Genomic DNA, 6,221 nt, shown 5'->3' on the forward strand with positions numbered 1-6,221 from the left:
AACAAGGTAAGAAGGGGTCAAGGGGGCTGGCCCCCTTGCGGGGGGTTCTGAAGGGGGCCAGGTGCGACCTGGAGCGACAAGAAGCGGAGCCGCCCCTTTCTTTCTTTTTTTTGAAACGTGCTATATATGTCATCACAGGATTTTTTACAGCAAGAAAAACTTCACGAGTGTTAGAGTTGAACGTGCAACCGTGTTATTGTAAGAGTGCTACAGGCATTGTTGTGAGTATAAAGGTGATCCCGCGTGCTGCCGGCAACGAGGTTGTTGGCTGTGTTGATGGTGTTCTGCGCATCAGGGTCACGGCCGCCCCCGTCGATGGACAGGCTAACAGATTGCTTGTCGAACTGCTCTGTAAGCACATCAAATCCAGGGACGCCTCCGCAAGGGTTAAAAAATCCGATATCAGGATTATCAAAGGCGAAAAGTCAAAAAACAAACTCGTCGAAATAACAGGCATAGACTCCATATAATCCCCCGTCAACCACCTGCGGGGGCACCACAATAAACCGTAAGATCAACATCATGCGGTTATGTTAAAATAATAAAAAAACAATACACATAAGGAGCAGATATGTCGGAGACAAAAGAATATCAACTTACCATAATAGTTGAATCTTGCGAAGAAGGGGGCTATTTTGCTACATGTCCATCGTTACCCGGTTGTCACGTGCAGGGGGAGACATACGAGGAGGTTATGGCAGAGATAAGGGCCTCAATAAAGTCATTTATCTGCGATTGCATACAAGGTGGTGAACCGGTTGGAGAAAACGATGTAACCGTAGAGTCTGTCAAGATCACTGTATGAGTTCCAAGTTTCCGGCAATTACATCCGATGAGGTCATCAGAGTGTTGAAAAAAGTAGGGTTCAGGCACAAGAGACAGTCCGGGACGAGTCACGCAATATTTTACAGGGATGTTGACAATAAAAGAATAAATGTTCCGGTGCATAGCGGACAAATCATTAAAAGAAAAACATTGAAGTCGATATTGTCCTCTGCCGAACTTTCCCTGGATGATTTCAACCGGTTGAGGGGAGATAATTAATCAACATTGCAATCGTAGAGGCGGATAGTAGCGTCGTAGTCAAATCGAAATATGCTATAATAAGAGCATCAAGGATGCTTAGTTGTGGATATAAATCTTTCACAGACCGAGGCTGACGCATTGATAGCGATGCATAAGTACTGCATCAATGACGACAGGATAGACTATCCAAATTTTGGAGGTGCTCTGAGGATACCGCTTGTCTCTGAGGATAAGCGTGAAGATTTTATGCTTGACATCACAAGGGGTCGCATAGAACTATCCAAAAGTACATTTCAGAATAGGGCAAGACAAATATTTGTGATTGTCCGTGTGGATTTGGGTGGTTCACCTCACAGAAACCCTAACGGTACGGAAATCTTATGTCCTCATATACATGTCTATAAGGAAGGATATGGTGACAAATGGGCTATACCTTTACCTTTAGACAAATTTACAAATCCCAACGATCAGTGGCAGACATTACAAGAGTTCATGCGGTTCTGTAATATAGTCAGACATCCAAGTATAGAGAAGGGACTGTTCACATGATAGGCGAAATACAAGATTTGCTAAACAGCTATATTGAATGGTTGAAAGACAAGACTACCGTTAAGCACATCGGAAATGATTGGGTACAGATTACCACCCCACACCTTGACCGTCATAACGATTGCTTACAGATTTATGTCAAGAAACAGAATGGCCAGTACGTGCTTAGTGATGATGGCTACATTATCAATGATCTTTTGAATTCCGGATGTAAATTTGACAGTACCAAAAGGCAAGACCTGCTTAGGATGTCACTTGCCGGTTTTGGTGTTCAAATGAGGGATGATGCCCTTGAGATACATGCCACTGCTAATGATTTTTCTTTTAAAAAGCACAATCTCATACAGGCAATGCTTACCGTCAACGATATGTTTTTCCTTGCTTCTCAGGCAATTAAGAGTCTGTTTTTTGAGGAAGTAGAGTCATGGTTTGATTTGTTAGGCATAAGATATACTCCAAAAGTTAAGTTTACAGGTAAAAGTGGCTATGACCATATGTTTGATTTTGTGATCCCAAAATCGAGGAAAGCACCTGAGCGTATTGTGCAGACAGTAAACAGACCAAACAGGGATACATCTGAAACATTTGCTTTCAAGTGGATTGATACAAGAGAAGTGCGTGCGATTACGTCAAGGGCATATACTCTCTTAAACGATTACAACAATACCATACCACGCGGCGTTGAAGATGCTTTGAATAATTATGGGATAACGGCAGTAAGGTGGAGTCAGCGTGACAACGTCAGAAGTGAGCTTGAGGCATAGCATAAATGCAGCCACAGCCGTATCCGATGTCTACCAAAAAACTGCGTTCCGGCGCCCTATAAGATGAAGCACTGGAGACTGATACCACACGACAATAGGGACGCCTTCTGCAACATGGCAGTTGACGAGGCCATTGCCTGTTGCGTCAATGACAACATATCACCGCCAACACTGAGGTTCTATGGCTGGTCACTGCCCTCCGTGAGCATCGGGGCATTCCAGGACATCGACGGCATAGACCACCAGTGGTGCGCACAGAGAGGGGTTGACGTTGTGCGACGTCCCACCGGCGGACGGGCAGTGGTGCATGGCGATGAACTGACATACAGCTTTACGGCCAACTTCGAAAACGGCTTCACAAAGAGCGTCCTCAATAATCACAAGATGGTCAATGCGGTCTTCTACCGTTCGCTGCAACGACTTGGGCTTGCGGTTGATTTCACTGAGGGCAGACTGGACAGACGGGGGTTGCTCTTAAGTGCGCTGTGTTTTGCGGCCACCTCCTATGGCGAGGTCTCAGCGGGGGGCAAGAAGGTCATAGGCGCCGCACAGAGACGCTACGCAAACAGCTTCCTTGAACAAGGCAGCATACCCTTGTCGGTGGACAGGGAGCTTGTCGCAGGCGCCCTCAGGGCCAACGATACACGGGATGTCCTGACGGGGCTGAGGGAGCTTTCCAGCAGCATTGATATCCTGGGCATGATCGATATGGTCAGGGTGTGCTTTGAGGAGTCCTTTGGGGTCACCCTCAGAGCCGACTCACTCACTCCTGAGGAGGACCGCCTGGCTGGAGAGCTTCTGTTAAAATATCGCTCGGAGAAATGGACTCACCGCCGGTAAACCCGTGGTAGTACGAAAACACACTGGATATGACCAAAAATCCCATGTAACTCTGCGCAACCTGCAACAACAACTGAAACGGTATGGCCAACACCGCCCCGATAAAGGGAATTACGCTTATGATTGCCCCAATTATCAATAATGCAATGTTTATACCGATAAAGCCCCCTACGCAGACTAAATAAAACCAATAGGCAGAGGGTTTGTTGATGATAAACGAGATACTGCCCCTAAGCGCCCTGAACACGCCCCCGCCCCTGAGGGCCAGGATACTCGTGCCATAGACGTTTACCGACAACGTGCCGGTCAGGAGAAAAAACAGCACCGTCAACGTAATAAGTGCGGAGAATATTTCGATAAAGTTGCCCAACTGCCCGCTGCCGGCATTGGCCGCATCTCTGAGCGACAGGATGAGTACGTAACAAGCGGCAAGCACGGCAACCTCAATGACCGCAATCAGACCAATTACAATGTTAAACCCCAACAGCGGGAAAAACATCCGCTTGCCCTCAACGTAGAACCCCTTCAGGGTAAACCCGTATTTGCGCTCCTGTACAGACTTGGCCAGGACGCCGCAACTGCCACCGTAGATGAAAACCAGGATCAGAACCATTGCAAGGATATAGACGGTCAGCACAAGGGCAATGACAATAGCAATGCTCAGATGCTTTGCCGTTATGAGGCTGGTCAGAGACTCCATCGAAAAGTTGTTGATGATCTGCATCAGATCGGAGCCAAACACCACGGCAACCAATACCAGGGGGATTGCAATCAGGATGACAAGCCCCGTCATTGCAACAAAGATAGCGGCTATCTGGATGGCCACTACAACCCAGTTTTTGTTTAATACCTCAAAGCCATTTTTGAATGAATCAGTAAACGTCATCGCCGCCTCCACCTATTATGTCAATCTCTTCAAAGAGTTCGTAAGGGACCTCCCGTATAAAGCGTGAAGGTCTTCCAAAGCCATTTTCCAGGGCCAGTGGGTAACACAGGTATAGTTGCTGAGATGCCCGGGTGGTGGCCACGTAGAACAATCGTCTCTCCTCCTCCTCATCCTGGGACATCAGCGCCCTGGCGGAGGGGAATTTCCCGTCGTTGAGGCCGATGACAAACACCACCTTCCACTCAAGCCCCTTGGCCTGGTGTACGCTTGACAGCACTATGCCCCCACCCTCGTGCGCCTGACTGTGTGTGAACTCACCGGAGACGTCCTGGAGGGACATATCGTTGATGAAGTCCTCAACGCTGTCATAGCGGTCGGCATAGGCCGATAGTTGCATGATGTCTTCGAGCCTGTTCTGTGCGTTGGGATAGGTGTTGACCAGGTAGTACTCCACGCCGCTGCCGAGCGCCACCTCAAGGGCATCTGATGGCCGGCGTGTATCGGCGAGCGTCTTTAGCGTCCTCAGGAGGTTGTCAAAGCCATCGGCAGCCTTTTTGGCTATCAACCCACCAGCGGCAGCGAGGCCGTCCAGGGGGCTTGGACTATTGGCCATTGCACGGCAGACCTTGTCGCTGGTGACATTGCCGATACCCGGGAGCATTTTTAAGAGGCGCTTGCAGCTTATCTCATCGGAGGGGTTTACGACAAGTCTGAGGTAGGCAAGGACGTCCTTGACGTGTGCCTGCTCAAAGAACCTCAGTCCCGACCTGACCTCATAGGGCATCCTGCGACGCTGAAGCTCCATCTGCACCTCCATCGACTGGTAGTGCGAGCGGTACAGCACGCCAATGTCGGATGGGGAAAAGCCGTCTACTGTGAGGTCTTCGATGCGGGAGGCAACAAAGGCCGCCTGCTCGTAGTTATCTGCAAGGGCGACGAGGTATGGCAGCGGCCCGCCCTGGCAGACGGCAACGAGGTCCTTGCTGTACTGAACGACGTTGTTGCTGATGCTTGCGTTTGCCAGTTCCAGTATCTGTGGGGTGCTGCGGTAGTTGACGGTCAGCTTAAAGACCTTGGCGTCGGGGTATCGATCGGGGAAGTTCAGGATGTTGTCGAAGTTCGCACCCCTGAAGGAGTAGATCGACTGTGCATCATCGCCAACGACCATTATGTTTCTGTGGCCGCTGCCCAGGAGGTCTACGATCTCACCCTGGATGCAGTTGATGTCCTGGTACTCGTCCACGAGGATGTACTTAAACAGCCTGCCGTAGTGTTGTCGTACCTGCTCGTGCTCCGACAGCAGGAGTCTGAGGTTGTGCAGGATGTCGTCGAAATCCATAAGGTTGAGCTGGAGTTTCTTTTTTTCGTAGGCATTGCTTATGTCGTGGAGCCTTTGCAGGTGGTTGACAAAGGACGGGTATCGTTGCTCGACAACGGATTGGAGCGAGCGGTCGGTGTTTTTGACAAAACTGTACAGGCCGTAGAGGACGGCGCCCTTGGGTATCGTTGCGGATTGTTTGCCAAGTTCCGCCAGGCATGAGTCTATCAGCTCCCGCGCATCGGCGGCGTCGAGGATGGAGAAGCCGTCCTTGTATCCGACCAGGGGGGCGTGACTTCGGAGTATCATGTTGCCGATATGGTGGAACGTACCTCCCCACAGCCCCCTCGTATCCGATGAGACAAGTGCCTCAGCGCGTCTCATCATCTCTCTGGCGGCCTTGTTGGTGAAGGTCAGCAGGAGGATGTTGGAGGGTCTGGTGCCGTGCTCGATGAGCCATGCCACGCGGTAGGTGATGGTGCGTGTCTTTCCCGTACCCGCCCCGGCAAGGACGAGCATGGGGGTGTCCGGGTGTGTGACGACATCCAGTTGGGCGGCATTGAGGTCGGCCTCAAAGTCTATACCCGACCCCACCGTCGGGAGCACTTTTCTTATGACGTAGCCCTTCATGATCGGACAACATTATAACCTTATTTCACATTATTATCAATCGCGCAACAAAAAAAAGAAAGGGGCGGCTCCGCTTCTTGGCGCTCCAGGAGGGGGCAGCGCCCCCCCGGCTCAATGCGCTCCTGGCCCCCTTCAGAACCCCCTGCAAGGGGGCCAGCCCCCCTTTTATGCCGGGGGTCGCTGACCCCTTGACCCCATATATTTTGCC

At 50.5% G+C, this 6,221-nt stretch carries 9 protein-coding genes; 6 read left to right on the top strand and 3 right to left on the bottom strand.

Annotation, left to right across the window (positions count from 1 at the left end; translation table 11 throughout):
• Positions 1 to 221 precede the first annotated feature (221 nt).
• The 6 genes from HWQ67_RS11400 to HWQ67_RS11425 all read left to right on the top strand — a co-directional run bounded on the left by HWQ67_RS11400 (position 222) and on the right by HWQ67_RS11425 (position 3,179).
• A complete protein-coding gene (locus tag HWQ67_RS11400) occupies positions 222 to 470 on the top strand; it encodes a DUF167 domain-containing protein (protein WP_218252813.1) in 249 nt (82 codons plus the stop codon).
• A gap of 101 nt (positions 471 to 571) precedes the next feature.
• Positions 572 to 805, top strand: a complete 234-nt coding sequence (locus HWQ67_RS11405; RefSeq protein WP_218252814.1) for a type II toxin-antitoxin system HicB family antitoxin — start codon at positions 572 to 574, stop codon at positions 803 to 805.
• Positions 802 to 1,044, top strand: coding sequence for a type II toxin-antitoxin system HicA family toxin (locus HWQ67_RS11410; RefSeq protein ID WP_218252815.1), 243 nt, complete (start codon positions 802 to 804; stop codon positions 1,042 to 1,044). The genes HWQ67_RS11405 and HWQ67_RS11410 overlap by 4 nt, the downstream gene beginning before the upstream one ends.
• Before the next feature lie 84 nt (positions 1,045 to 1,128).
• A complete protein-coding gene (locus HWQ67_RS11415) occupies positions 1,129 to 1,575 on the top strand; it encodes a DUF6978 family protein (RefSeq protein WP_218252816.1) in 447 nt (148 codons plus the stop codon).
• The gene (locus HWQ67_RS11420) at positions 1,572 to 2,339 is read left to right on the top strand and encodes a DUF1829 domain-containing protein (protein WP_218252817.1); all 768 of its coding nucleotides are present in this window, start codon (positions 1,572 to 1,574) and stop codon (positions 2,337 to 2,339) included. Before HWQ67_RS11415 ends, HWQ67_RS11420 begins: the two co-directional genes overlap by 4 nt.
• A gap of 63 nt (positions 2,340 to 2,402) precedes the next feature.
• On the top strand, positions 2,403 to 3,179 hold the full coding sequence (locus HWQ67_RS11425; protein ID WP_218252818.1) for a lipoate--protein ligase family protein: 777 nt from the start codon (positions 2,403 to 2,405) through the stop codon (positions 3,177 to 3,179).
• On the opposite strand, the gene HWQ67_RS11430 is transcribed toward HWQ67_RS11425, so the two are convergent.
• The 3 genes from HWQ67_RS11430 to HWQ67_RS11440 form a co-directional block, all read right to left on the bottom strand.
• The gene (locus HWQ67_RS11430; RefSeq protein WP_218252819.1) at positions 3,103 to 4,065 is read right to left on the bottom strand and encodes a hypothetical protein; all 963 of its coding nucleotides are present in this window, start codon (positions 4,063 to 4,065) and stop codon (positions 3,103 to 3,105) included. The genes HWQ67_RS11425 and HWQ67_RS11430 overlap by 77 nt on opposite strands.
• Complete coding sequence (locus HWQ67_RS11435) at positions 4,052 to 6,013, bottom strand: ATP-dependent helicase (RefSeq protein ID WP_218252820.1); 1,962 nt, start codon at positions 6,011 to 6,013, stop codon at positions 4,052 to 4,054. The genes HWQ67_RS11430 and HWQ67_RS11435 overlap by 14 nt, the downstream gene beginning before the upstream one ends.
• A gap of 25 nt (positions 6,014 to 6,038) precedes the next feature.
• Positions 6,039 to 6,221 (bottom strand): hypothetical protein (locus tag HWQ67_RS11440; protein ID WP_218252821.1); only part of this gene is annotated, 183 nt, incomplete at its 5' end.

Source organism: Candidatus Magnetobacterium casense, from assembly GCF_019173545.1.
Lineage (GTDB): Bacteria > Nitrospirota > Thermodesulfovibrionia > Thermodesulfovibrionales > Magnetobacteriaceae > Magnetobacterium > Magnetobacterium cryptolimnobacter.